This is a genomic window from Streptomyces sp. NPDC054834, assembly GCF_053611185.1.
On the sequence record NZ_JBSGZV010000026.1, the window covers coordinates 56,162 to 80,331 of the forward strand.

At 70.4% G+C, this 24,170-nt stretch carries 20 protein-coding genes and 2 riboswitches; of the genes, 16 read left to right on the forward strand and 4 right to left on the reverse strand.

Translation table 11 applies throughout. The annotated features are described in order from the left end of the window. Positions 1-49 precede the first annotated feature (49 nt). The 11 genes from ACWGJM_RS29810 to ACWGJM_RS29860 all read left to right on the forward strand — a co-directional run bounded on the left by ACWGJM_RS29810 (position 50) and on the right by ACWGJM_RS29860 (position 13,461). Complete coding sequence (locus ACWGJM_RS29810; RefSeq protein ID WP_453414824.1) at positions 50-1,780, forward strand: asparagine synthase-related protein; 1,731 nt, start codon at positions 50-52, stop codon at positions 1,778-1,780. 31 nt (positions 1,781-1,811) lie between these two features. Beyond that, positions 1,812-2,063, forward strand: a complete 252-nt coding sequence (locus ACWGJM_RS29815) for a lasso peptide biosynthesis PqqD family chaperone (RefSeq protein WP_453414825.1) — start codon at positions 1,812-1,814, stop codon at positions 2,061-2,063. Further along, complete coding sequence (locus ACWGJM_RS29820; protein WP_453414826.1) at positions 2,060-2,518, forward strand: lasso peptide biosynthesis B2 protein; 459 nt, start codon at positions 2,060-2,062, stop codon at positions 2,516-2,518. The genes ACWGJM_RS29815 and ACWGJM_RS29820 overlap by 4 nt, the downstream gene beginning before the upstream one ends. Further along, positions 2,496-4,283 carry an ABC transporter ATP-binding protein gene (locus ACWGJM_RS29825; protein WP_453414827.1) on the forward strand — a complete coding sequence of 596 codons (1,788 nt, stop codon included), beginning with the start codon at positions 2,496-2,498 and terminating at the stop codon, positions 4,281-4,283. The genes ACWGJM_RS29820 and ACWGJM_RS29825 overlap by 23 nt, the downstream gene beginning before the upstream one ends. Next, the gene (locus ACWGJM_RS29830; protein ID WP_453414828.1) at positions 4,280-4,588 is read left to right on the forward strand and encodes a response regulator transcription factor; all 309 of its coding nucleotides are present in this window, start codon (positions 4,280-4,282) and stop codon (positions 4,586-4,588) included. Before ACWGJM_RS29825 ends, ACWGJM_RS29830 begins: the two co-directional genes overlap by 4 nt. A 69-nt stretch (positions 4,589-4,657) precedes the next feature. Then, on the forward strand, positions 4,658-4,843 hold the full coding sequence (locus tag ACWGJM_RS29835; protein WP_453414829.1) for an FDLD family class I lanthipeptide: 186 nt from the start codon (positions 4,658-4,660) through the stop codon (positions 4,841-4,843). Positions 4,844-4,978: 135 nt separating this feature from the next. Continuing rightward, on the forward strand, positions 4,979-6,316 hold the full coding sequence (locus tag ACWGJM_RS29840) for a lanthionine synthetase C family protein (protein ID WP_453414830.1): 1,338 nt from the start codon (positions 4,979-4,981) through the stop codon (positions 6,314-6,316). A gap of 5 nt (positions 6,317-6,321) precedes the next feature. Beyond that, on the forward strand, positions 6,322-9,378 hold the full coding sequence (locus ACWGJM_RS29845) for a lantibiotic dehydratase (protein ID WP_453414831.1): 3,057 nt from the start codon (positions 6,322-6,324) through the stop codon (positions 9,376-9,378). Continuing rightward, positions 9,375-11,159 carry an ABC transporter ATP-binding protein gene (locus ACWGJM_RS29850; RefSeq protein WP_453414832.1) on the forward strand — a complete coding sequence of 595 codons (1,785 nt, stop codon included), beginning with the start codon at positions 9,375-9,377 and terminating at the stop codon, positions 11,157-11,159. The genes ACWGJM_RS29845 and ACWGJM_RS29850 overlap by 4 nt, the downstream gene beginning before the upstream one ends. A 37-nt stretch (positions 11,160-11,196) precedes the next feature. Then, a complete protein-coding gene (locus ACWGJM_RS29855; protein WP_453414833.1) occupies positions 11,197-12,165 on the forward strand; it encodes an LLM class flavin-dependent oxidoreductase in 969 nt (322 codons plus the stop codon). Positions 12,166-12,210: 45 nt separating this feature from the next. Beyond that, positions 12,211-13,461 (forward strand): erythromycin esterase family protein, encoded by a 1,251-nt coding sequence (locus tag ACWGJM_RS29860; RefSeq protein WP_453414834.1) that lies wholly within the window; start codon positions 12,211-12,213, stop codon positions 13,459-13,461. Between the two features lie 215 nt (positions 13,462-13,676). Here ACWGJM_RS29860 and ACWGJM_RS29865 read toward each other — a convergent pair whose 3' ends face one another. The 4 genes from ACWGJM_RS29865 to gcvT all read right to left on the reverse strand — a co-directional run bounded on the left by ACWGJM_RS29865 (position 13,677) and on the right by gcvT (position 18,021). Beyond that, entirely contained in the window at positions 13,677-15,044 is a 1,368-nt protein-coding gene (locus ACWGJM_RS29865) for an L-serine ammonia-lyase (RefSeq protein ID WP_453414835.1), read from the reverse strand. A gap of 84 nt (positions 15,045-15,128) precedes the next feature. After that, positions 15,129-16,391, reverse strand: coding sequence for a serine hydroxymethyltransferase (locus ACWGJM_RS29870; protein WP_453414836.1), 1,263 nt, complete (start codon positions 16,389-16,391; stop codon positions 15,129-15,131). A gap of 14 nt (positions 16,392-16,405) precedes the next feature. Next, entirely contained in the window at positions 16,406-16,783 is a 378-nt protein-coding gene (gene gcvH / locus ACWGJM_RS29875; RefSeq protein ID WP_453414837.1) for a glycine cleavage system protein GcvH, read from the reverse strand. A 119-nt stretch (positions 16,784-16,902) separates the two neighbouring features. Then, positions 16,903-18,021 (reverse strand): glycine cleavage system aminomethyltransferase GcvT, encoded by a 1,119-nt coding sequence (gene gcvT / locus ACWGJM_RS29880; RefSeq protein ID WP_453414838.1) that lies wholly within the window; start codon positions 18,019-18,021, stop codon positions 16,903-16,905. A 38-nt stretch (positions 18,022-18,059) separates the two neighbouring features. Next, a riboswitch (glycine riboswitch) is annotated at positions 18,060-18,169 on the reverse strand. Continuing rightward, positions 18,170-18,268: riboswitch (glycine riboswitch) on the reverse strand. Between the two features lie 183 nt (positions 18,269-18,451). Between gcvT and ACWGJM_RS29885 the strand changes: the two genes are divergently transcribed. The 5 genes from ACWGJM_RS29885 (at position 18,452) to ACWGJM_RS29905 (ending at position 24,136) form a co-directional block, all read left to right on the forward strand. Continuing rightward, positions 18,452-19,162, forward strand: coding sequence for an AAA family ATPase (locus ACWGJM_RS29885; RefSeq protein WP_453414885.1), 711 nt, complete (start codon positions 18,452-18,454; stop codon positions 19,160-19,162). Between the two features lie 76 nt (positions 19,163-19,238). Continuing rightward, positions 19,239-20,030: an enhanced serine sensitivity protein SseB gene (locus tag ACWGJM_RS29890; RefSeq protein ID WP_453414839.1), complete on the forward strand. Its 792-nt coding sequence runs from the start codon at positions 19,239-19,241 to the stop codon at positions 20,028-20,030. A gap of 156 nt (positions 20,031-20,186) precedes the next feature. Next, complete coding sequence (locus ACWGJM_RS29895; RefSeq protein ID WP_453414840.1) at positions 20,187-20,987, forward strand: enhanced serine sensitivity protein SseB C-terminal domain-containing protein; 801 nt, start codon at positions 20,187-20,189, stop codon at positions 20,985-20,987. A 341-nt stretch (positions 20,988-21,328) separates the two neighbouring features. Beyond that, positions 21,329-22,327 carry an ABC transporter permease gene (locus ACWGJM_RS29900; RefSeq protein WP_453414841.1) on the forward strand — a complete coding sequence of 333 codons (999 nt, stop codon included), beginning with the start codon at positions 21,329-21,331 and terminating at the stop codon, positions 22,325-22,327. 54 nt (positions 22,328-22,381) lie between these two features. Next, positions 22,382-24,136, forward strand: a complete 1,755-nt coding sequence (locus ACWGJM_RS29905; RefSeq protein ID WP_453414842.1) for an ABC transporter substrate-binding protein — start codon at positions 22,382-22,384, stop codon at positions 24,134-24,136. Positions 24,137-24,170 lie beyond the last annotated feature (34 nt).

Sequence of the window (24,170 nt, forward strand, 5' to 3'; positions counted from 1 at the left end):
GTTTGTGGTACTGCCTGATTGCGAAGCCGGCCTCGCCGTGGCCTCGCATGTGGAAACACGACTGAAGAGCACGGCGGAAAAGCGGGTGCTCCATGCCTCCGGTCGCCCCTTCCTGATCGGCTCCTGGGGCCCCGCGTTCGTCACCACCACCCGGCACGGTCTGCGGATCGCGCTCATCGGGTGCGGTTCCGCCGACGAGCACGAGGTCGCGCAACGCCTCGCCGAACAGCGCGACATCGAGTCCGCTGCCCGCGTCGCACGCTCGCTGCGCGGCGAGTTCCATCTCGTCGTCGCGGCGGGCGGGCGGTTGCGGGTCCGGGGCACCGTGTCGGGGATGAGGCGCGTCTTCCACGGCGACACCGAGGGCACCACGGTGGCGAGCAACCGCGCGGACGTTGTCGCCCGGCTGCTCGACGCGCCCCTCGACGAGGAACTCCTCGCCGTCCGCCTGCTGGACTCCGTCCCCCATCCGCTCGGGGACATGCCGCTGTGGCGGGGCGTGCACGCCGTCCCCCCGGGTTTCCAACTGGACGCGGGCCCGGACGGCGCCTCCCGCACACGCTGGTGGAGTCCCCCCGAGCCCCGGCTGGGTCTGGAGGAGGGCGCGGCACTGCTGCGGACGGAACTCGACGCGGCGGTCCGGGTGCGTACGCGGGCTGCGGCCACCATCAGTTCCGACCTCTCCGGAGGACTCGACTCCACCGCCGTCTGCGCCCTCGCCGCCGCTGCGGGGGCTGCCCCGGTCGCCCTCACCATGTCCAGCCGCGACCCGGGGGACGACGACCTCCACTGGGCGAAGCTGGCCGTGGCCGACCTCGACCACGCGGAGCACGTCGTGCTTCCCGTCGACCACATCCCGCTGTTCTACAGCGGCCTGCTGGAGGTCACCGGGCCGGTCGACGAACCGGCGCCGACCATCCTCGACCAGCCCCGGCAACTCGCCGGCCACGACGAGATGTTGGCCCGCGGCTCCACGCTGCATCTCACCGGGATGGGCGGCGACCACGTCCTGTGGGGCCACCCAGCGCATGTGCTCGAACGGCTGACCACCGACCCGCTCGGTGCCCTGCGCCACCTCCGCGGCTACCGGGCGCACAACAGATGGTCGTTGCGGGACGCCCTGTCGGTGATCGCCGACCGCAGGCCCTACGGGCAGTGGCTGGCCGACAGCGCCGACCGGCTCACCGCCGCACGGGCCGCGCCGCACAGCGCCGACGTCCTCGCCTGGGACGTCCCGCCCCGGATGCCCGGCTGGGCGACACCGGACGCCGTCGCCGCGGTGCGCGACAGGATGCGGCGGGTGGCGCAGTCGGCCGTTCCCCTGGGCAGGACCCGTGCCCGGCACAACGAGCTGAACGTCCTGCGCCACGGAACGCGGGTGACGCGCATCCTGCACCAGGTTGCCGAGCACGGCGGACTGCCCATGGCCAGCCCGTTCTTCGACGACCGTGTCATCGAGGCGTGCTGGTCGGTGCGGGCGGAGGAGCGGTCGTCGCCCTGGCGGTACAAGCCACTGCTCAAGGCCGCGCTGCGCGGCGTCGTACCGGCCGCCGTACTCGAACGCGAGACCAAGGGAGAGGCGTCGACCGACGCGGCCAACGGACTGCGGGAGAACCGCGCCCGGATCGCCGAGCTGTGGCACGACTCCCGTCTCGCCCGGCTGGGACTGGTCGACGCGGACCGGCTCGTCAGAACCACACTGCAGCCTTCCTCGCCCGAACTCCGGTATGCGGGCCTCGACTCGACGCTCGCCTGCGAGATCTGGCTGCGCACCACCTGAGCGCCATGAGCGCCATCCGAAGGGGGAACTCATGCGGCTGAGAGCCGACGTGTCACTGGTGGAGACCGACTACGGAAAGATCCTGCTGGACGGGCGCAGCGGAAAGTACTGGGAGCTCAACCCCACCGGCAGCCTGGTGCTGGACGAACTGATGTCGGGCGGCGACCTCGACGCGGTGATCACCCGGCTCACCGCCGAGTTTGAGGTCGGCGCGGAAACGGCGCGTGCTGACGCCGAGGCGCTCGTCGCGGCGCTGGTCGAGGCGAGGCTGGTCGACCGGTGAGCTTCCAGACCGTACTGCGCGCCCGGTCCGAGGTCCCCCGGCGGGCGCGGATCGCCGCGCGCCTGGCCGTGGCGGTCGCCAAGCCGCTCACCCGTCTCCCGCCGGACCTCATCCGCCGGTTGCTGACCGCGCTCGCCCGTGGCGCCCGGCCGGTCGGCTTCGAGCAGGCGGCGGCCGCGCGGGACGCGGTGACCACAGTCAGCCTGGTGTGCGCCGGACGCGAGGGATGCCTGCAGCGGTCGATCGCGACCGCGCTGCTGTGCCGCACCCGGGGCAGCTGGCCGACCTGGTGCGTCGGGGTCCGTACCGCCCCGCCGTTCGCCGCGCACGCCTGGGTGGAGGCCGACGGACGCATGGTGGGCGAGGGCGCCCCCGAGGGTTATTTCCGGGTGCTGATCAGCGTGGCACCGCACCACACTAGGGAGGCAACCGATGGCCGGCACGGCCGAGGATGAACGCGTCGGCATCCGTGACCTGTTCGCGCTGCTCCTGCAGCGGCGGACGACCGTCGTCTGGGCGCTCACGCTGACGGTCGTCGGCACCGCGCTCGGGCTGCTGCAGCCGCTGATGACGATGCGGCTGATCGACCGGGTGGGAACCGGGCAGTCGCTGCTCGGCCCGGCCCTGCTGCTCGCGGGGCTGTTCGCCGCCCAGGCCTGCATCGAGGGCGTGGGTCAGTTCCTGCTCGACGTGGTCGGCGAGGGCGTCGTACTGCGGCTGCGCAAGAACCTGACGAACCGGCTGCTGCTCGTCCGAATCGACGCCTTCGACCGCCACCGGGTCGGCGATCTGCTCTCCCGCGTGGGCACGGACACCACCGTGCTGCGCGACATGGTGGCGGGCAGCTTCGTCCAACTCGTCACCGTGGCGCTCACCGCCGTCGGAACGGCGGGACTGATGCTGTGGATCGACCCCGTCATGTTCGCCGTCGTCATCGCCACGATCGTCGCCGCGGCGATCGTCGTCGCCGGTGTCATGACCGGCATCCGCGGGGCCACCGAGCAGTCCCTCACGGACGTCGGCACCATGACGGCCGATCTCGAACAGGCGCTGGGCAACATCCGCACCGTACGCGCCTGCGGAGCCGAACTCCGCGAGGCCGAACGCATCGGGGCGGACGCGGAGGCCGCCTGCGCGAGCGGGGTGCGCTCCGCGCGCCTCGGCTCCCTCGTGTCGCCGATGATGGAGGTCGCGGTCAACGGCTCGTTCCTGCTCGTCCTGCTCATCGGCGCCGTACGGGTCTCGAACGGCAACATGACGATCAGCGAGCTGGTCGCCTTCCTGCTCTACGCGACCTATCTGGTCATGCCGTTGGCCGGCCTCTTCAGCGCGATCAGCCTCATCCAGCGCGGACTCGGATCCCTGAAACGCATTCAGGAAACCCTGAAGCTGCCCGTGGAGACCACCCCGGACCCCTGCGAGGTCCCCGCCCAGGGCTCCGGCCCGCTGCTCCAACTGCGGGACGTCTCCTTCGCGTACGGGGACCGCCAGGTCCTGAGCGGGGTGTCCCTGCAGATCCCGGAGCGCGGCTACCTCGCCCTGGTGGGCAGATCCGGCGCGGGCAAGACCACCGTGACCTCCCTCATCGAGCGCTTCCACGACCCGGACGAGGGAGCGGTACTCTTCCGGGGCACCGAGCTCGGACGACTCGAACACCGGGCCTACCGGCGGCACGTGGCGCTGGTGGAACAGCACACGCCGCTGCTCTACGGATCACTGCGCCACAACCTCACCTACGCCGCGCCGGACGCGTCCGAGGACGCCGTCCGCGACGTGCTCGACACCGTCGACCTCGGCCCGCTCGTACGGCGCCTGCCGGACGGGCTCGACACCGAGGTGGGGGAGCGCGGGCTGCGGCTGTCGGGCGGCGAGCGCCAGCGCGTGGCCATCGCCCGCGCCCTGCTCGCCGAGCCCGATCTGCTGGTGCTCGACGAGCCGACCTCGCACCTCGACACCATCAGCGAGGCCGAACTCGCCGAAGCCCTGCTGAAGGTGTCCGAACGCTGTGCCCTGCTGGTCATCGCCCACCGGCTGTCGACGGTCCGTGCCGCGCCGCGGATCGCCGTCATGGACGGCGGCCGGGTCAGCTCCGTGGGCACCCATGAAGAACTCCTCGTTCGTGACCGTATGTACGGGCAGTTGGTCGAAAGCCATCTGATCCAGTCGGAGAAGTCCGCGCAGAAGTCGGCACAGAACTCCGCGCAGGAGCCGGCGCTGTGACCTCACCTGCCCGCGATCTTCACGAAGCCCGTCGACACGAACCCCAGTGGACCGCCGCCCTGCAGAGACTGGACCGGCTGACTCCGCGGGAGTCGGAGGTCTTCGTCATGATGGCGGAAGGGCTGTCCAACGAGGACATGGCGAACCGGCTCCATTTGACCGAACGGACCGTGCGCGCCCATCTGTCGGCCATTACCGAAAAGCTGGAACTGCATTCGCGGCTGAGTCTCTGTCTGGCGTCCTACGTCTTTCGGAATACTGTCGCCGACGACAATATGTGCCGGTGCGGCCGGCGAGGAGAATAGGAATCATGCAGAGGCCGTTTCTGCATCATTCCGCCCTCGGGCGGAATTCATCACCGGAAAGGAAATGACATGGCCGGCAACGAATTCGATCTGGATGTCCGGGTCACCTCGCCGTCCGCGGCCGGCGTGGACCGCGCACCGGCGTCCGTCTCGTCGCTTCTCACGCGCTCGGTCTGCACGCGCGTGACCTGCCGAGGCACCTGCACCTGCGTCTGCACCAGCATCTGCACCTCGGGTTGCGTGAAGAAGCCCTGACGTGACGAAGCCCTGAACGGGCCGGGCCCGACGCTCTGAACGGGCCCACGTTCGACAACGGGTGTTGCCGTGGGCTCAGCACGGCAACACCCGTTTCCACTGCGACGCCGAACGGCCGCGACACGAGGGATGGACATGCTGGAGAACCGGGAGACGGCCAGCGGGCCGGTTCGGGGCGACGACGACTCACGCACCGAACGCGCACACCGCGCGGTCCGTCTCGTCGCCGAACGGACCTCGACCACCGACCAGGTGGCCGAACTGGCCCTGACCGCCGCGGAACAGGCGGTGCACCCCGTGGGCTGGTACCCGCCGAGCCTCAGTCACGGTCAGGCCGGAACCGCGCTGCTGCACCTGTACGCCGCCCGCGCCGGGCTCGGCGACCGGGAGACCGCCTTCGCACACATCCGGGAAGCCGTGCTCAGCACCCGGGTCGTACCTCTGGAGAATCCCGGGATCTTCGGCGGAACCAGTGGACTTGCCCTGGCCCTGGCCGACTGCGCCGCCGACGAACCACGCTTCCTGCCGAGCCTGCACCGCATGCACGAGCAGCTCGCCGCCCAGGTCCTCGACACCGACTACCCGGCCGTCGAACGCGTCCTGAGCGACGCCGACTACGACTGGATCGGCGGCGCGGCCGGCGTACTCGCGTACCTCGCCACGGTCGAGGACCCGAGCCCCGCAGTCCGCGAGGCCGTGCGCCGGCTCCTCGGCTATCTGGTGTGGCTGAGCGAACCGGCACGGACCGAGCGCACCCCGCGCCGCTGGCTGCTCGTCCCCTACGTCTACCCACCCGTCGGGGACTACCACGCCAGATATCCCCACGGGTATCTCAACCTGGGCTTCTCGCACGGCGTTCCCGGAGTAGCGGCGGCGCTCGCGGCGGCCTTAGCCTCGGGCCACCGGCACCCGGGACTCGAATCGGCCGTGACCACCCTCACCTCCTGGATCCTCAGGCACCGGGCCGCCGACGAGTTCGGCCCGCTGTGGCACGACGGCGTGGCGGTCGACGAACACGGCGAAGAGCAGCCCCGGAGCCACGGCCACGACCAGATCGCCTGGTGCTACGGCACCGCGGGTGTCGCCTCGGCCCTGCTCGACATCGCCCACGCCACCGATGACGGCGACCTGCTGACCACCGCGGTCACCGCGTTCGAGGCCGTCCTGCGCAGGGCGGAGCAGGCCGGGCCGCTGTCGCCCACCCTGTGTCACGGACAGGCCGGACTGCTGATGATGTGCCGCGCGTTCGCACCCTCGAGCCGCCTGGCGCGCGACCGGACACCGGTCCTGCTCGACCGGCTGCTCGACCACGCCGACGAGGCACGTCCGGCGGTGTTCGCCGATCACGAGCTGCCCGGACACCTGGTGGACGACCCGGGCCTGCTGACCGGAGCCGCCGGCGTGGCCCTCGCGATCCTCGCGGCCCTGAACGACGACCGTCCGGCCTGGTTCCGGGCCTTCTTCGCAAGGTGATGCGCATGTCCCGGTACGTACCCGCCGACTTCTACCTGCTGCGCTCTCCCGCGATGCCCGTTCAGACCTACCTCGACTTCATGAGCGACCCGGAGCAGACCTCCGACGCCCTGTTACGGCTGGCCCAGGACCCGGAGGTCCGGCGGGCGGTCTTCGTCGCCAGCGAGGGCCTGGCGGACGGGCTCGCCCACCTGGAGCGGATGTCCCCCAAGAGCGTGGCGCGCCTGCACTCGCGGCTGTGGCGCTATCTCACCAGGATGTCCACCCGGCCCACCCCTTTCGGGGCGTTCTCGGGCGTGGCCGCCGGGACCTTCTCCGGGCGCACCACCGCGCGGCTGGAGAGCCCTGTCATCGGGGGTGCCCGGGTGCGCGCGGACATGGCGTGGATCCTCGCCTGCATCGAGCGGTTCGAGAGCGACCAGGAGATCTGGCGGGGGCTGGGGATCGTCCGCAACGCCACGGCCCATGTCTCCGGCGACCGCATGGTCCTGCCGCACGCCGACGTTTACGGCAGGAGCGACCGCACGTCGGTCCGCGTGCGGGCGACCCCCGCCGTCCACACCGTCCTGGACACCGCCGCGACCCCCGTGACGTACCAGGAGATCATCGACGCGCTGTCGGCCGCCTTCCCCGAGGCGTCCGCAGCGGCCAAGGAGAGCCTGGTGCAGCGGCTGTGGGACCTCAACTTCCTCACCAGTGACCTGCGTCCGCCCCAGACGTCGGCCAGGCCCGAGGAGTACCTGCTCGACCGGCTCGCCGGAGTCCCGCAGGCGGCCGACGCGGTCGAGCGGCTGCGCGAGGTCGTCGAGCTGGTCCGGCACGCGGACGACCCGGCCTCGTTCGCGCAGTTGCGCGCCGCCCAGGAAAAGCTCGTACCGGGCTACACGGGGCAGACCTACCAGCTCGACTCCACCATCGACCTGCGGTCGGACGAGCTCAACCGGTCCGTAGCCGACGCCGCGGCCGACACGGTGGACGTCCTTATGCGCCTGAGCGCGGCCACCGGCCCCGGCAACTCCCACCTGACGCGGTACCGGGAGGACTTCCTCGAACGGTACGGCCAGGGCGTACGCGTCCCTGTCCTGGAACTCCTCAGCCCGGACCAGGGCCTGGACGCGCCGGAGTCCTACACCGAGCCGCCCCGCACGGCCGGGCCGACCGGCGGCATCGAGCCCGAGGACACCTCCAACTACGACCGTGCCGTCGTCGAGTTCGTGCAGCGGGCCTGGCGCGACCGGTCCCTCGAAGCGGACCTCACCGACTCCTGGCTCGACCGCCTCGCCCCCGAGGCGTCCCCGGGACCGCTGCTGCCCACGATGGACCTCTACCTGCAGCTGGAGGCCGCCGACCGGCAGGCCGTCGACCGGGGCGAGTGGCGGGCCGTCGTCCGCGCCGACGGCCTCGCCCACGGCGGGCGTACCTTCGGCCGCTTCTTCGACCTGCTCGGCGACCGCCTCGTGGACCGGCTGCGCGACCTCGCCCGGCGGGAGGAGGAGCTCCAGCCGCACGTGGTCCACGCGGAACTGGCCTACCTCCCCACCTACGGCCGGGCGGGCAACGTCGCCGCACACCCCGGCCTGCGCGGATACGAGATACCCGTCAACACCGGCCCGTCGGTGCCCGCCGACCGCGTGCTGCCCTTGGACGACATCCTGGTCGGCGCCGACGGCCGGCGGTTCCACCTGTGGTCGCGGCGGCTCGACCGCGAGGTCGTCGTGACACAGCACCACATGCTCAGCCCGCTGGCCGCCCCGAACGTCGCCCGCTTCCTGCTGGAGGCCTCGCAGGACGGGTGTGTCATGCCCGGCGGATTCCACTGGGGCCCCGTGTCCCACGCGGCGTTCCTGCCCCGGGTGACCCGCGGCAAGGTGGTGCTCCGGCCCGCCGAGTGGCGGCTGGACGGCCGCGGCCTCGCGGGCCTCACGGCATGGCGCGAGCGGTGGCACGTACCGCGCCATGTGTACCTCGTGGAGCACGACAACCGGCTGCTGCTCGACCTCGACCACCCCCGCTGCGTCACCGAACTGCGCGAGGAGGTCCGCCGCAAGGGCGGTGCGGCCGTACTGCTCCACGAGATGCTGCCGGACTTCACGCACCACTGGCTGAGCGACGACACCGGGCGGCGGTACACGGAGGAGATCGTCGTCCCCGTCGTGGCCGCCGGCCCCGAGACCGTCCGGCGCGGCGGGGCCGGACTCCAGGTGGAGATCCCGGCACGGCGCTACGTGCCGGGCAGCGAGTGGTCGTACATCAAGCTGTACGCCGCCTTCGAACGCCACGACGAGATCATCGCCGGTCCGCTGCGTGAACTCGTCGCGGAACTGCGCGCCCAGGACGCCATGGACCGGTGGTTCTACATCCGGTACGCCGATCCGCGCCCGCAGTTGCGCATCCGGGTGCGCAGCGACCGGCCGGAGACGCTCGGGCGGCTCGGCGCCTGGGGCAAGAGCGTGGTGGACAGCGGACTCGCCCAGGACCTCGCCATGGACAGCTACTGTCCCGAGACCCTGCGCTACGGCGGCCCCGACACTTTCGACGCGGTCGAGCGGTTCTTCGAGGCGAACAGCGACGCGACCGCCCAACTCATCGCGGAACGCGTCGAGTTGCCGGAGCTGACCGACGAGCACCTGGCCGTGGCCGCGGTGGACACCCTCTTCCACCAGTGGGGCGTCCCGCTCGCCGACCGCCTGGACCTCCTCCCCGGCCACGTCGACGACGGCACCACCCGCGACGACTTCCGCAAGCGACGCGACTACCTCTGCGAACTGCTGCTGCCCTGGGACCGGTTCACCCATGACAGGGGCCGGGACCACCGCCTGTGGATCGCGGCGGCCCTCGCGCCCCAGGAACCGGCCGTCCGCGCCGCGGCCGCGGCGGTCGGCGAGGCCGCCGGACGCGAGCGTCTCGCGGTGCCGTTCCCCCATGTCCTCGGCAGCCTCGCCCATATGCAGGTCAACCGTCTGCTGCCGGTCGACCGGACCCGGGAGGAGCGCTGCTACGGGCTGCTGCGGCACACCCTGCGCGCCCTGCGCGGCCGACTGGCCGCCGAGGAGGCCAAGTGATCTGGCTCCGTGTGCTGCGGCTGTTCTGGAAGCTGAGCGCCCGGAAGGTCACCGCGTTCGCTGTCGTCTCGGTCCTGTCGGCCGCGATCCCGGGCGTGCAGGTCGCCCTGACGGCGAGCGCGGTGCAGTCCGTCGCGCACGCCGCGGGCGGCAGCGACGGCGCACAGGGACAGGCCCTGCGGGCCGGCGTAGCCCTGCTGCTGATCGCCGTCGCCGGACACGCGCTGGACGTGTGGGGACAGTACCTGGACTCGCTGCTCCGCCTGGAACTCACCACCAGGATCGGCGAGCAGGTGATGGTCAAGGGCACCCTGCTCGACCTGGAGCAGTACGAGAACGCCGAGTCGTACGACAACCTCCAGCGCGCCTTCCAGGAGAGCAGCGGAGGCCGTATCTACCAGCTGTTCTCGGAGCTGCTCACGGTCAGCCGCGAGCTGGTCACCGTGGTCTCGGTGAGCATCGTGCTGTTCGCCTGGTCGCCCTGGGTGGCCGTGTTCATCCTGGTGTCACCGGTCCCGTCGGTGGTCGCCCACATGATCTACACGCACAAGGCGTACGCCGTCGAGTACGGACGCGCGGCCGATCGCCGGCGGATGTACTACTACCAGTACCTCACCACGACGGATCACTCCTTCAAGGAAGTACGCCTGTTCCAGCTCGGACCGCACTTCGTCGAGCGGTACCGGAGGCTGGCCCGGGAGTTCTTCCGGGTCGACCGGCGGCTGGCGCGAAGCCAGTCGGCCATCGTCGGCGCGCTGGGCGCGCTGAGCGTCCTCGCCTCCTCCGGCGCGCTGCTGTGGGCCATCGCCTCGGCTGCGGACGACGGACAGGTGGGCCGGCTGGCCGGCTATCTGCAGTCCATGGGAGCCATCCAGGCGTCGGCACACGGCATGCTCCTGGGCATCGCCTCGCTCTACAAGGACACGCTCTTCCTCGGCAACCTCTTCGCGTTCCTTGACCTTCCGGAGCGCCGGATCACCGGCGGAACCCGGCCGTTCCCGGCGAAGCTGCGCAAGGGCATCGAGTTCCGCGACGTCAGCTTCGTCTACCCCGGCACCGACCGGCTCGTCCTGGACGGTGTCGACTTCCTGCTGCCGGCGGGGGAGTGCGTGGCGCTCGTCGGTCAGAACGGCGCGGGCAAGACGAGCGTCGTCAAACTGCTGACCCGGCTCTACGAGCCGACGGGCGGCCGGATCCTGATCGACGACGTACCGATCGAGGAATACGACATCGACGACCTCCAGCGCCATATCGGCGTCATCTTCCAGGACTTCATCCGCTACGAGATGTCCGTCCGCGACAACATCGGCTTCGGCCGGGTCGAGGCGATGGACGACGACGAGCGCATGCGGGCCGCCGCGACGGCCGGCGGAGCCGACACCATCGTGGCGGACTTCCCCGACCGCTACGACACCATGCTCGGCAGGCACTTCGAGGAGGGCCGGCAGCTGTCGGGCGGTCAGTGGCAGAAGGTGGCCCTGAGCCGGGCCTTCATGAGGAAGGCTCCCGTGGTCGTGCTCGACGAACCCACGTCGGCGATCGACGCCGAGGCCGAGGCCGAGATCTTCGGCCGGCTGCGCGACATCGCGGGTGAGGCCACCTCCCTGATCATCGCCCACCGCTTCTCCACGGTACGCATCGCCGACCGGATCGTGGTCCTGGACCGGGGCAGGGTCATCGAGGAGGGCACCCACGACGACCTGCTCGGCGCCGACGGCGTCTACGCCCATCTGTTCAATCTGCAGGCAGCGGGATATCTCGGCGAACCCGCCTCTCAGTGAAGGCCAGTTCATGGAAACGTCGGTCATCTTCCCGGTCATGCCCAAGGACCCCACGGACGCGGTTCCGTTCGCGGAACTCGTCGCGGGAGGGGACCTGGCACGGCTGTGGCAGGGCCAGTCCCTCACCATCGAATCCCATCAGTTGTTCGCCTACCTCGCGGGCATGGGATTCCGGTTCCCGGTCGGTACGTCCGTGACCCTGATGCCGTTGCGCCATCCGATGGAGGCGGCGGCCCACGCCCGCTCCCTCGCCCGTCTGACCGGCAGACGGATGACGCTCGGAATCGGGCCCGGATCACCCGACTTCGTGGCGAGTCTGCGCGGTGAGCCCTATGAGAGCCCGAGAGCCGCGTGCGCCGACTATCTCCGCCAACTGCGTGGATTCCTCGGTGAGCGGCGGGAGGAGGGTGAGCGGAGGGACGAAGCATCCGGGGGCGGCGAAGCGCAATCCGGACTGCCCGATCTCGGTCATCCCGGTGTGGAGATCGGCCTGGGAGTCCTGCGTCCGGCGCTCGCCCGGGTGGCAGGTGAGCTGGCCGACGCGGCGATCAGCTGGATGACACCGCCCGCGTACCTCGCGCGTGACCTCGTGCCCGCCCTGCACCGCGGCGCCCGAGCGGCGGGCCGCCCCGTGCCGCGGCTGGTCACCGTCGTGCACGTCGCCGTCGCCCGCAGTGGGCGCGATCCGCGCCAACTCGCCTTCACGGCCGCCCGTGCGCACCTCGGCGCACCGCACTACACCGACATGCTCAAGCGCGCGGGGCTGCGGGTGCACCCGTCACAGCCCTATCTCAACGCGCGCGCCCTGGTCGACTCGGGAACATTCGTCTACGGAACTCCGCGGGAAGTGGCGGCCGCATTGGGCGAATACGCCCGGGCCGGCGTGGACGAGGTGGTCCTCAACTCGGCGGGTGTCGGTCTTGCGCACGGCTGGAATGCCGCCGTCGAGGACCTCGCCGAAATCTCGGCCGAAATCCGCCTCGCACAGCCGGACTTGATCGCGTGAGGGCTAGGATCGCCTTGCCGAGAGGTGACGCGAAAGGAATGAACGATGACCGAGGAAGTGCAACGGTGGCTGAAGGAGAATGCTCTGCCGTTACGGGACTTGCACGCCGAGGCATCGGAACCGGATCACGGCGACCTGGAGCCGTTGCGAAAAACCTTGAACGACGTACGAGTTCTGGGAATGGGTGAGGCGACGCACGGGACCGCCGAATTCTTCCGGCTCAAGCATCGATTACTGCGGTTCCTCGTCGAGGAAATGGGGTGCACCACCCTGGCGATGGAGGCCAGCGCCTCGGCCGCGCGGGCCGTCGACGATTACGTGCTGCACGGCACCGGTGACGCCGCCGACGCACTTGCGGGCCTCGGCTTCTGGACCTGGCGGACCCGGGAGATGCTCGACGTCGTCGAGTGGATGCGGGAGCACAACCGGACCGTTCCGCGCGAGCGCGCCGTGCGTTTCGTCGGCATCGACCCCCAGCGCTGCGGTCCCGCCCTGACCGCCCTCGATGCCGCGCTGCGCACACTGGCGCCGGAACGGGCGGACCTCGGCGGCGGCCTCCTCGGCACGCTGGCCGACGCCAAGCCGGGATCCCTCACCGTCCAGAGGCAGCAGATCCTCGCCGAGGCGCGTGAACCCGTACGCTTCCTCGAAGAGGGCAGGGCCGGACTCGCGGCACGCGCCGGAGCCGAAACGGTCGACGACGCGCTGGCCCACGCACGCAGGATCGTGGCGGCGGCCGACGTGGCCTCGCGGCCGCTGCGCGGCGACGGCCAGGAACCGGGCGCACTGGCGGTCCGGGACCGGTACATGGCACAGGAAGTGATCGCCCTGGAGGAGCGGTCGCCCGGCAAGGTGGCCGTATGGGCCCACAACGGCCATGTCATGACCGACTGTTACGCGGGAGACGTACCCGCGATGGGACAGCACCTCCGAAGCCACTACGGAGAGCGCTACTACGCCCTCGGCCTGCTCTTCGGGGCGGGCGCCTTCCGCGCCCGCCCCGGGAACTCCGCGAGGCGCACGCCCAGGAAGCACACCGTCGCATCGGCGGGCCCGCGGTCGGTCGAGGGCCGGCTCGCCTCGGTCACACCGGAGGATCACCTCGTCGACCTGCGCGGCGGCCGGGCCCGGCCCGCCGTCGCCGAGTGGCTGGAGGACCGCCGGTTCGTACGGTCCTTCGGCGCCTCGGTGCCGCGCGTGACGTACCGCTTCCACCTGGCTCCGACGGTGCTGGCCCGGGAGTACGACGGGCTGGCGTACGTGGCCCGCTCGACACCTTCGACTCCGCTGCGCTGAGACGATGGGACCGACGCGCGGTCGCGACCGGTGGCGCGCGTTCGGCGACCAGTGGGGTGAGAGATGCGGTTCACCACCCGGCCACCCTCCAGGGTACCTTCGGCGTGTAATGAGCGCTCAGAGATCCTCGCCGTCCCGGGGACTTTCCACCGCGTAAGCAGGGAAGGCCCCGACAGCGCCGAAAGACACGAACGCCCTGGTCAGGGCATTTTTCCCTAGCACTCGATGATGTTCACCGCGAGCCCGCCCCGCGCCGTCTCCTTGTACTTGACGGACATGTCGGCGCCGGTGTCCTTCATGGTCTTGATGACCTTGTCCAGGGACACCTTGTGGGAGCCGTCGCCGCGCATCGCCATGCGGGCGGCCGTGACCGCCTTGACCGCGGCCATGCCGTTGCGCTCGATGCACGGGATCTGGACCAGGCCGCCGACCGGGTCGCAGGTCAGGCCGAGGTTGTGCTCCATGCCGATCTCGGCGGCGTTCTCCACCTGCTCGGGGCTGCCGCCGAGGACCTCGGCGAGGGCGCCCGCCGCCATGGAGCAGGCGGAGCCGACCTCGCCCTGGCAGCCGACCTCGGCGCCCGAGATGGAGGCGTTCTCCTTGAAGAGCATGCCGATGGCGCCCGCGGCGAGCAGGAAGCGGACCACGCCCTCCTCGTCGGCGCCGGGAACGAAGTTGACGTAGTAGTGCAGGACGGCCGGGATGATGCCGGCCGCGCCGTTCGTGGGGGCGGTGACCACCCGGCCCCCGGCCGCGTTCTCCTCGTTCACGGCCATCGCGTAGAGCGTGATCCACTCCATCGCGCGGGCCAACGGGTCGCCCTCGGCGCGCAGTTGCCGGGCGGAGACGGCGGCCCGGCGCCGTACCTTCAGGCCGCCCGGCAGGATGCCCTCGCGGGACATGCCGCGCGCCACGCAGACCTGCATCACCCGCCAGATGTCGAGCAGGCCCTCGCGGATCTCCTCCTCGGTGCGCCAGGCGCGCTCGTTCTCCAGCATGAGGGCGGAGATCGACAGGCCGGTCTCCTTCGTCAGTCGGAGCAGCTCGTCGCCGGTGCGGAAGGAGTACTTCAGGACCGTGTCGTCGAGCTTGATGCGGTCCGCGCCGACCGCGTCCTCGTCGACCACGAAACCGCCGCCGACCGAGTAGTACGTCTTGGCCAGCACTTCGGCGCCCTGCGCGTCGTACGCCCACAGGGTCATGCCGTTGGCGTGGTAGGGGAGGGCCTTGCGGCGGTGCAGAACGAGGTCGTCGTCGAAGGAGAACGCGATCTCGTGCTCACCGAGGAGGTTCAGGCGGCCCGACCGCTTGATGTCCTCCACCCGCTCGTCGGCCGTCTCCACGTCCACCGTGCGGGGCGAGGCACCCTCCAGGCCGAGCAGTACCGCCTTGGGCGTGCCGTGGCCGTGGCCGGTGGCGCCCAGCGAGCCGTACAGCTCGGCCCGCGCCGACGCGACGGAGCCGAGCAGAGCCTCGTTGCGCAGCCGGCGGGCGAACATGCGCGCCGCGCGCATCGGGCCGACCGTGTGGGAGCTGGACGGGCCGATGCCGATCGAGAACAGGTCGAAGACCGATATGGCCACGGGAACTCCTCAGTGCTGGGGTGGTGCAGGGGGGTGGGGTGCCCCGCCCACCTACGAGTGTGCGGGGCACCCCACGAAAAGGAACTACTTGTTCAGAGCGGGGTACAGCGGGTGCTTGTCGGCCAGGGCCTTGACCCGGGCCTTCAGGGCCTCCGCGTCGTAGGACGGCTTGAGCGTCTGGGCGATCACGTCCGCGACCTCGGCGAAGTCCTCGGCCGTGAAGCCGCGGGTCGCCAGGGCCGGCGTACCGATCCGCAGACCGGAGGTGACCATGGGCGGACGCGGGTCGTTCGGGATCGCGTTCCGGTTGACCGTGATGCCGACCTGGTGCAGCCGGTCCTCGCCCTGCTGTCCGTCCAGCTCCGAGTCGCGCAGGTCGACCAGGACCAGGTGCACGTCCGTACCGCCGGACAGGACGCTCACCCCGGCCTCGTGGACGTCCGGCGCGCTGAGCCGCTCGGCCAGCAGCCGCGCACCCTCCAGCGTACGACGCTGGCGCTCCTTGAAGTCCTCGGAGGCGGCGACCTTGAAGGAGACCGCCTTGGCCGCGATCACGTGCTCCAGGGGGCCGCCCTGGAAGCCCGGGAAGACGGAGGAGTTCAGCTTCTTCGCGAAGTCCTTCTTCGCCAGGATGATGCCGCCGCGCGGGCCGCCGAGGGTCTTGTGGGTGGTGGAGGTGACCACGTCCGCGTACTCCACCGGGTTCGGGTGGAGACCGGCGGCGACCAGGCCCGCGAAGTGCGCCATGTCGACCCACAGGTACGCCCCGGCCTCGTCGGCGATCCGGCGGAACTCGGCGAAGTCCAGCTGCCGCGGGTACGCCGACCAGCCCGCGATGATCACCTTCGGCCGGTGCTCCTTGGCCAGCCGCTCCACCTCGGCCATGTCGACCAGGCCGGAGTCGTCGACGTGGTAGGCGACCACGTTGAACTGCTTGCCGGAGAAGTTCAGCCGCATGCCGTGGGTCAGGTGGCCGCCGTGCGCCAGGTCCAGGCCGAGGATGGTGTCGCCGGGCTGGGCCAGCGCGAACAGGGCGGCCTGGTTGGCGGAGGCACCGGAGTGGGGCTGCACGTTGGCGTACTCGGCGCCGAACAGCTCCTTGATCCGGTCGATGGCGATCTGCTCGGCGACGTCGACGTGCTCGCAGCCGCCGTAGTAGCGGCGGCCCGGGTAGCCCTCGGCGTACTTGTTGGTGAGGACCGAGCCCTGCGCCTCCATGACCGCGAGCGGCGCGAAGTTCTCCGAGGCGATCATCTCGAGGGTGGACTGCTGGCGCTCGAGCTCGGCGTCGACCGCGGCGGCGATCTCCGGGTCGAGCTCGTGCAGGGACGTGTTCAGGACAGTCATACGGCTACGACTCCTCAGCCGGCGGTGTGGGTGACGTACTCGTCGGCGGAGAGCAGGTCGGCCGGCTCCTCCGTGACGCGGACCTTGAACAGCCAGCCACCCTCGAAGGGGGCGGAGTTCACCAGCGACGGGTCGTTGACGACGTCCTCGTTGGTCTCGGTGACCTCACCGGTGACCGGCGAGTACAGGTCGGACACCGACTTGGTCGACTCGAGCTCGCCGCAGGTCTCACCCGCGGTCACGGTGGAGCCGACGTCGGGGAGCTGGGCGTAGACGACGTCACCGAGCGCGTTGGCCGCGAACTCCGTGATGCCGACCGTCGAGACGCCGTCCTCGGCGGCCGACAGCCACTCGTGCTCCTTGCTGTAGCGCAGCTGCTGGGGGTTGCTCATGGCCTGGATTCTCCTGTACGCGCGGGAGCGCTGATGAAGGGGGGGACTGCTGTGAACGCGTGTGATCAGCGGGAATGTGCGCAGGGTCACGTCCGGATACCGGTACCCGCGCCAAGTGTCTACTTCTGGCGCTTGTAGAACGGCAGCGCCACGACTTCGTACGGTTCGTGGCTGCCCCGGATGTCCACGCCGACACCGGGCGTGCCCGGCGCCGCGTGCGCCGCGTCGACGTAGGCCATGGCGATGGGCTTGCCCAGCGTGGGGGAGGGCGCACCGGAGGTGACCTCGCCGATCACCGCGCCGCCGGCGACGACCGCGTATCCGGCGCGCGGCACCCGGCGGCCCTCGGCGACCAGGCCGACCAGGACGCGCGGCGGGTTCCGCTCGGCGCGCGCGGCGGCCTCGGCCAGCGCCGCCCGGCCCACGAAGTCGCCCTCCTTCTCGAACTTCACCACCCGGCCGAGCCCGGCGTCGAAGGGGGTGAGCGAGGTGGTGAGCTCGTGCCCGTACAGCGGCATGCCCGCCTCCAGGCGGAGCGTGTCCCGGCAGGACAGGCCGCAGGGCACCAGCCCGACGCCCTCGCCGGCCTTGCTCAGCGCCTGCCACAGCTCGACCGCGTGCTCGGGCTTCACGAAGAGCTCGAAGCCGTCCTCGCCGGTGTAGCCGGTGCGCGCGATGAGCGCCGGGACGCCGGCGACGGTGCCGGGCAGGCCCGCGTAGTACTTCAGGCCGTCGAGGTCGGCGTCGGTGAGGGACTTCAGGATGCCGGGGGACTCCGGGCCCTGGACGGCGATCAGGGCGTAGGCGTCCCGGTCGTCGCGGACCTCGGCGTCGAAGCCGGCGGACCGCTCGACGAGCGCGTCGAGGACCACCTGGGCGTTGGAGGCGTTGGCCACGACCATGTAGTTGCTCTCGGCCAGCCGGTAGACGATCAGGTCGTCCAGGATGCCGCCGTCGGCCCGGCAGATCATGGTGTAGCGGGCGCGCCCGACACCGACCGAGGCGATGTTCCCGACGAGGGCGTGGTTCAGCAGGTCGGCGGCCTGAGGGCCGGTCACGGTGATCTCGCCCATGTGGGAGAGGTCGAACAGCCCGGCCTTGGCGCGCACGGCGAGGTGCTCGTCGCGCTCGGAGCCGTAGCGCAGGGGCATGTCCCAGCCGGCGAAGTCGGTCATGGTCGCGCCGAGCGAACGATGCAGGGCATCGAGCGCGGTACGGCGGAGTTCGGTACTGCTCATCGGCGGTCGTCTCCCAAAGGCATGACAGGCGAGGTCGTTCCTCCCCATCTGTCATCGGAACCTGAGAGGTTCGCCCTGACCACAGGAGTGATCATGGCTTGCACCTTGGGTGGAGCCGCTGACACAGCGGCCCGCTTTTCAGATGTGCCTCGCCCGCGCGGTAACGGGGCCTGAGAGATTCAAGGGAGGGACTTGCTCCTTCGGCGCCCCGCACCATCGGTGCCGGGGACTCTCCCGCGCGGATTCAAACGGCCGGTATGCAGTTGGCGCGCACATCATTGCACGCCTCCCGGTCGCACGGCAGACCGGACGTGCGCCTCTCTTTGTGACACGCCTGTGGCCGCAAGCGGACGGAACCGCGAGACACCGTGCATTACCTTCTCTTTACATTCAGAGGGGAGAACCTTTCCTGAACCCCCCAGGGAGGACGATCACGGTGACAAGGACCACGGCATACGCGACGACGACGGTCATCGCCCTGCCCCAGCAGCCGGCGGCCCCGGCCCGCGAACGGTGCGACGAGCTCCCCCACGCTCGGCTGCGCTCGCGCGGGGGGACCCCCATGGCACCGGTCGCCCGCGACCTGCGGGACCGCGCGGGGCGCAGTCCGCACGGCCTGCTCTTCGGCCCCCGGGACCTGGTGGTGATCACCGGTCTGCCGGGCAGCGGCAAGTCGACGCTGATGCACCGCGCGGTCCAGGGCCCGCGCATCGACTCCCAGGACGCCCGCGACCGCTGGGAGCGCCGCATGCCCGGCTTCCTGCCGTACGCGGTGTACCGCCCCCTGGTCCGCCTCGCCCACTACGCCGGACTGCGCCGCGCCCTGCGCTCCGGCGAGGGGGTCGTCGTGCACGACTGCGGTACGCAGGCCTGGGTGCGCGACTGGCTGGCCCGCGCGGCCCGCCGCCGGGGCGGCACGCTGCACCTGCTGCTGCTCGACGTCCCGCCCGCCACGGCCCGGGAGGGCCAGCGCGAGCGCGGCCGGGGCGTCTCCCGGTACGCCTTCCTGCGCCACCGCAGGGCGGCCGCCCGGCTGCTGCGCGAGGTGGAGCGGGGCGAACTGCCCCAGGGCTGCGGCTCGGCGGTCCTGCTCGACCGGGACGCGGCGGACGTGCTGCGCCGGATCGGCTTCGCGACCTGAGGAGACCCGCCTGGCCGCGCACAGGTACCCGCTAGCCTTTCAGGCACAACAGTTGGTCCCAGCAGGCGGTAGGCAGATGGACTTCCCGGCGGACTTTCCCGCGGACTTCCCGGCACAGACGCACCCCCATCCGCACAGCGGTTGGCCCGGCAACGAGCTGGAGGAGGTGCTGTCGGCGTCGTTCGGCATCCCCTTGGCCGGCGGCCGGATCATCGAGGTGCTGGGCCGGAGCTACGTCTGGGTCCCGCTGCCCAACGGCGGCGGCCCCGGCAGCGGCCCGCTCGACCTGCCCACCATGGAGATCGACGGCCAGGCGTACGTGCCGGTGTTCAGCTCCGAGGAGCAGTTCCGCCAGGTCGTCGGTTCCCACATCGGGTACACCGTCGCCCCGGCCGTGGAGTTCGCCCGCGGCCTGCCCCCGCACGTCGGCATCGTCGTCAACCCGGACGGCATGGTCGGCGTCCCGCTCCCGCCGCAGGCCGTGGCCGAGCTGTGCCGGGCCGGCCGTACCCCGCTCGACGGCCCGGCGGGCGGTGGCCGCGTCCGCCTCTTCGAACCCGACTGGCAGGAGGACCCGGTCGACTTCCTCGCCGCCGCCTCCGCCGAGTTCGAGCGGATCAGCGTCGTCCGCACCGCCCGCCGCTGCCTGGCCGCCATCGAGACGGCCGACCCGGTCATGTTCATAGGCGTCGAACTCTCCCGGTGGGAGGGCGACCTGCGGGCCCTGCCCCTGGACGCCCTGGGCCGGGCTCTGGGCACGGTCCCGGTGCGGTGGCCGGTCAACCTGGTCCTGCTGGACGTGACCGACGACCCGGTGGCCGACTGGCTGAAGACGACCGTCCGGCCCTTCTACCAGTCCGGCAACTGAAACGCGCCCCCCGAGGGGCGCGGGGCCGTGTCGACACGCGGCCCGGAGCGACAAGCCACACACAACCCGCACTCGCCGACGGACACTAAGCCGCGAGCTCCCAGGCGCTTAAGCTGTTTCCACACGCGGGGCGACTTCTCGAAGGGGCGGTAACAGGTGAGCGCGAGCGGCACCGCTGCGACCGGACAGGTCGAGCACATGCTGCGCCAGGTGATGCCCGGGCGTTACGACGCCTACGAGGCACTCCTCAGGGCGCTCGCGACCCCCGCCTCCGGCCAGATCTGGATGCTCCTGTGGCACGGCCAGGCCGGATCCCCCGACGCCCAGTACGGGAACATGGAGGTGGACGGCTCGGGCTACGCGCCCTGCGTCACCTCAGCCCAGGAGCTGTCGGCCAGCGGCTGGAACCGCTCGTACGAGGTGGTCGACGCGGTCGACGTGGCCCGCACCCTCTACCCGGACCAGTTCGGCCTCTGGCTCAACCCGCACGCCCCGGGCGGCGGTGTCGGCGTCCCCTGGCTCGACCTGCGCAGGATCGCCACCGGTCTGGACCGCCAGCCGGCCGGCCCGCTGCGCCTGTCGGAACCAGGCGTCGAGGTCCCGCAGTTCTACGCCCTGCTCGCGCAGAACGCCCACCGCACCCAGGCCGTCCGCTCGTTGCGCCGCGCCTGGGTGCAGCCCGCGCTCGGGGCGCCGTACCTCGCCATCGGACTGGACGTGTACGACACCTCGCCGCCCGCCGTGGACTCGGTGCGCGCGATGATGCAGCAGTCCGTCGGGGCGGTCCCGGACGGGCTGCCGGTGTCGACCGTCGTGATGTCCGACGAGTACGACCCCGTCGTCATGTGGATGCGGGCCAAAGCCCGTCCCTTCTACGACCGTGAGGCGCACGCCCCCGCCCCGCCCACGGCACCCGCCGCCGGGTACGGTTATCCGCCGGCGCAGGGTGGCTACTGAGCGGATCGGACCTCCGTGGTCCGCCCATGGGCTTCACAGGGTCGGCACATTTCTCCGCGCGTAGATAACCGCCGATGGTCCTGAAGTGCCCGCTATGACGCTGTTGTACCAACTGGTTCGCGTCCGGGGGGCGTTACCCACTGTTCGGATAACGGAATCCCCTGCACAGCATCACGGTTGCGCATACTTTCCCCGTCAGCTCTGGCGGGTGATCGCGACGAAGCTGAAGACTCGCGACTCAGACGCAAGGTCGAGGGCCTCGTGTCTGAGTGCAAGTCGACAAAGCCGCAATCCGCGGCAGGCGCAGGCCGGTCACCACCGGCGAGAGGGGTCAGGTCACTGTGACCGCACCGATCGAGACCACCGGGGCGGCAGCCGAGGCACAGCCGGAAGCTGTGCTCGAGGGTGCCGGTAAGGGGCAGATCGAGGGCCGTTCCCTGGGGCAGATCGCCTGGACCCGGTTCAAGAAGGACAGAGTCGCCGTGGTCGGCGGCGTCATCGTGATCCTGCTGATCCTCATCGCGATCCTCTCGCGTCCGATCCAGGCGATGTTCGGCCTCGATCCCAACGCCTTCCACCAGGACCTGATCGTGCCCGACACCTCGCTGCCCAAGGGCGGCTGGGGCGGCATGAGTGCCAGTCATCCGCTGGGCGTCGACCCGAAGTTCGGCCGTGACATCGCCACCCGCATCCTGGAGGGCTCCTGGGTGTCGCTGGTGGTCGCCTTCGGCGCCACGGTCCTGTCCAACGTGATCGGCGCCATCATGGGTGTCGTAGCCGGCTACTACGGCGGACGGGTCGACTCGGTCATCAGCCGGCTGATGGACACCTTCCTCGCCTTCCCCCTCCTGCTCTTCGCCATCGCCATCTCCGCCACCCTTCAGGGCGGCGCGTTCGGCCTCAACGGACTGCCGCTCCACCTGAGCGTGCTCATCTTCGTCATCGGCTTCTTCAACTGGCCCTATCTGGGCCGGATCGTGCGAGGCCAGACCCTCGCCCTGCGCGAGCGGGAGTTCGTGGACGCCGCCCGCGGCATGGGCGCCAAGGGCCCGTACATCCTCTTCCGCGAGCTGATGCCGAACCTGGTCGGCCCGATCATCGTCTACTCGACGCTGCTCATCCCGACCAACATCCTCTTCGAGGCGTCCCTGAGCTTCCTCGGCGTCGGCATCCAGCCCCCGCAGGCGTCCTGGGGCGGCATGCTCCGGGAGGCCGTCACGTACTACCAGGTCGATCCCCAGTACATGATCGTGCCCGGACTCGCCATCTTCATCACCGTCCTGGCGTTCAATCTGCTCGGCGACGGTCTCCGCGACGCTCTCGACCCCCGCAGCCGCTAGGCAGCCCCCGAGAGTCCACCAAGTTTCCGATCAATGGAGGGGAAGCAGACCATCATGCGAAGGTCAGCACTGGCCGCGGTTGCGGCCATCGGCTCCGCCAGCCTGCTGGTAGCAGGTTGCAGCAAGGCCGATGACAACAAGGACGGCGGCACGCCGAAGGCGGCCGGTGCCAACAAGGCGACCACGGGTGTCGTCAACGCGTCCGACAAAAAGGGTGGCACGGTCACCTACGAAATGTCGGACGTGCCGGACTCGTTCGACCCGGGCAACACGTACTACGCGTACATGTACAACCTCAGCCGGCTCTACGCGCGCCCGCTGATGACGTTCCAGCCCGGCCCCGGCGAGAAGGGCAACACCCTCGTCCCGGACCTCGCCGCGAGCAAGGGCGTGCCGAGCGACGGCGGCAAGACCTGGACGTACAAGCTGCGTTCGGGCCTGAAGTACCAGGACGGCACGCCGATCACCTCGAAGGACGTCAAGTACGCCGTCGAGCGGTCCAACTTCGCGCGTGACGTGCTCTCGCTCGGCCCGAACTACTTCCAGCAGTTCATGAAGGACGGCGACAAGTACAAGGGTCCGTACAAGGACAAGAGCGCCAAGGGCCTGTCCTCGATCGAGACGCCGGACAACACCACGATCGTCTTCCACCTGAACCGCTCCTTCCAGGAGTTCGACTACCTGGTGGCGGCCCCGCAGACGGCTCCGGTGCCGCAGTCCAAGGACGACGGCGTCGACTACGTCAAGCACATCGTGTCCTCCGGCTCCTACCAGTTCCAGAGCTACCAGGAGGGCAAGCAGGTCGTCCTGGTCCGCAACAAGAACTGGGACCCGAAGACCGACCCGCTGCGCAAGCAGTACCCGGACAAGATCGTCGTCAACCTGAAGGTCAACGCGGAGACGATCGACAAGGACGTCCAGTCCGGCGACGCCACGGCGGAGCTCACCGGTATCGGTGTCGGGGCCTCCACCCAGGCCAGCCTGCTCAACTCCGCGGACGGCAAGGCCAGCACCGACAACGCCTACGGTGGCCGCCTCGTCTACGCGGCGCTCAACACCAAGGTCAAGCCGTTCGACAACGTCGAGTGCCGCAAGGCCGTCCAGTACGCCATCGACAAGGTCTCCGTGCAGACCGCCGAGGGCGGCCCGATCCGCGGTGACATCGCCACCACCGTGCTCCCGCCGGACATCACCGGCTACCAGAAGGCCGACGTCTACGCGACGCCCGGCAACAAGGGTGACGTCGCCAAGGCCAAGGAGCACCTGAAGGCCTGCGGCAAGAAGTCGATCACGACCAACATCACGGCCCGCTCCGACCGTCAGCAGGAGGTCGACGCGGCCACGGCGATCATCAGCTCGCTGAAGAAGGTCGGCATCAACGCCTCCCTGAAGCAGTTCCCGCAGGGCAAGTACTTCACCGACTACGCGGGTGTGCCGAAGTTCACCGAGAAGAACAACGTCGGCATCATGATGATGCAGTGGGGTGCCGACTGGCCGTCCGGCTACGGCTTCCTCCAGCAGATCCTGAACAGCAAGGCCATCAGCCAGTCCGGCAACACGAACCTGTCGCAGTTCGCGAACAAGGGCGTCGACGCCAAGCTGGCCCAGGCGATCGCCAGCCCGGACGTGGCCACCCGCAACAAGCTGTACGCCGAGATCGACAAGACCACCATGGACCAGGCGGTCATTGTCCCGCTGACCTACTTCAAGGTCCTGCTGTACCGCTCGCCGTGGGCGACCAACGTGGTCTCCACCTCCGCGTTCAGCGGTCAGTACGACTACCTCAACCTCGGCACCACGAAGAAGTAGCAGCCCCGGAAGGCAGGTGAAGGCATTGGTGCCC

Bases quoted from the DNA above. Each gene is read 5' to 3' on its own strand.
- gcvT (WP_453414838.1), bottom strand. From the start codon at position 18,021: ATGAGCAGTACCGAACTCCGCCGTACCGCGCTCGATGCCCTGCATCGT.
- gcvH (WP_453414837.1), bottom strand. From the start codon at position 16,783: ATGAGCAACCCCCAGCAGCTGCGCTACAGCAAGGAGCACGAGTGGCTG.
- ACWGJM_RS29835 (WP_453414829.1), top strand. From the start codon at position 4,658: ATGGCCGGCAACGAATTCGATCTGGATGTCCGGGTCACCTCGCCGTCC.
- ACWGJM_RS29860 (WP_453414834.1), top strand. From the start codon at position 12,211: ATGACCGAGGAAGTGCAACGGTGGCTGAAGGAGAATGCTCTGCCGTTA.
- ACWGJM_RS29815 (WP_453414825.1), top strand. From the start codon at position 1,812: ATGCGGCTGAGAGCCGACGTGTCACTGGTGGAGACCGACTACGGAAAG.
- ACWGJM_RS29840 (WP_453414830.1), top strand. From the start codon at position 4,979: ATGCTGGAGAACCGGGAGACGGCCAGCGGGCCGGTTCGGGGCGACGAC.
- ACWGJM_RS29870 (WP_453414836.1), bottom strand. From the start codon at position 16,391: ATGACTGTCCTGAACACGTCCCTGCACGAGCTCGACCCGGAGATCGCC.
- ACWGJM_RS29855 (WP_453414833.1), top strand. From the start codon at position 11,197: ATGCCCAAGGACCCCACGGACGCGGTTCCGTTCGCGGAACTCGTCGCG.
- ACWGJM_RS29905 (WP_453414842.1), top strand. From the start codon at position 22,382: ATGCGAAGGTCAGCACTGGCCGCGGTTGCGGCCATCGGCTCCGCCAGC.
- ACWGJM_RS29890 (WP_453414839.1), top strand. From the start codon at position 19,239: ATGGACTTCCCGGCGGACTTTCCCGCGGACTTCCCGGCACAGACGCAC.
- ACWGJM_RS29845 (WP_453414831.1), top strand. From the start codon at position 6,322: ATGTCCCGGTACGTACCCGCCGACTTCTACCTGCTGCGCTCTCCCGCG.
- ACWGJM_RS29825 (WP_453414827.1), top strand. From the start codon at position 2,496: ATGGCCGGCACGGCCGAGGATGAACGCGTCGGCATCCGTGACCTGTTC.